This window comes from Streptomyces sp. NPDC048417, assembly GCF_040651615.1.
GTDB lineage: Bacteria > Actinomycetota > Actinomycetes > Streptomycetales > Streptomycetaceae > Streptomyces.
Genome location: NZ_JBEZKI010000091.1, coordinates 1 through 1286, shown reverse-complemented (window position 1 = coordinate 1286; position 1286 = coordinate 1). Strand labels below are relative to the sequence as shown.

The following is a 1286-nucleotide window of genomic DNA, read 5'->3' as shown; positions in this document are numbered from 1 at the left end:
GTTGGCGTTATTCGTGGCTGATGTGTTCGCGTCGGTGCCGCGCAAGGATCAGCGGGCGAAGGGCGACTGCTATCTGCGCGGGCTGATGCTGGACGGGCGGCGCAAATCGATCCAGCCGATGGCGGAGCGGCTGCCGGACGGCAACGAGCAGAACCTGCAGCAGTTCGTGAACCAGTCGACGTGGGATCCGGTGCCGGTGCGGCGGCGGATCGCGGAGCGGATGGTGCCGCGGATCGGCCCGGATGCCTGGGCGGTCGATGACGTCTCGTTCCCCAAAGACGGGAAGATGTCGGTGGCGGTCGCGCGCCAGTACTGCGGGGCGCTGGGCAAGCGGGCCAACTGCCAGGTCGCGGTGAGCGTGCACGCGGTCTCCGACACTGCCTCCTGTCCGCTGCAGTGGCGGTTGTTCGTGCCCCAGGAGTGGGCGCACGATGCGCCACGGCGGCAGAAGACCGGGATACCGCCAGAGGTCGGGCACCGGGAGAAGTGGCGCCTGGCCCTGGACACTCTCGACGAACTGGCCGGGTGGGGTCTGGTTCCGCCGGTGGTGGTGGCCGACGCCGGCTACGGGCACAACGCCGACTTCCGCGACGGCCTGAGCGATCGGGGCATCGGATATGTCGTCGCGGTCCGTTCGGACGTGACCGTCCACCCGCACGACGCGCTGCCCACCGCCCCGGCCTGGTCCGGGAACGGTCGCAGGCCGCAGCCCCGCTACCGCGAGAAGCCGTCCTCTGTGGCCGTTTTAGCCGTTGGCCACGGGCGGCAGGCGTTCACCGAGGTGACCTGGCGGGAAGGCTCCCGCGGGCCGATGCGCTCGCGCTTTCTGGCCGTGCGGGTGCGGCCGGCCGGGGTCCGGGCCCGCCGCCTGGCCCAGGCCGCCGGCACCGCCGAAGACGGCCACTGGGACGGTGTCCTGCCCGAGGTCACGCTGCTGGCCGAATGGCCCGAAGACGCCGAAGCACCCACCGACTACTGGCTGTCCAACCTGCCCGCCGACACCCCGCCGGCTGAACTGGTCCGCCTGGCCAAGATCCGCTGGCGGATCGAGCACGACTACCGGGAACTCAAGCACGGCCTGGGCCTGGACCACTTCGAGGGACGATCCTGGGCCGGCTGGCATCACCACGTCACCCTGGTCACCGCAGCCCACGCGTTCCTCACCGAACAGCGACTGGCCCCAAAAGCCGATACAGCGGGCTCACCCTCTACCAGATCCTCGACGCCATCCAGGACCTGCTGAACTGCTGGACCGGCACCTGCACCACCTGCCACCGCTCCCTGCC

Annotated in this window: 1 protein-coding gene; it reads left to right on the top strand. The window is 70.5% G+C overall.

All coding sequences use genetic code 11. From position 1 onward, the window contains the following. Position 1 precedes the first annotated feature (1 nt). Positions 2-1243, top strand: coding sequence for an IS701 family transposase (locus AB0D59_RS51105; protein ID WP_362580091.1), 1242 nt, complete (start codon positions 2-4; stop codon positions 1241-1243). Positions 1244-1286: the final 43 nt, after the last annotated feature.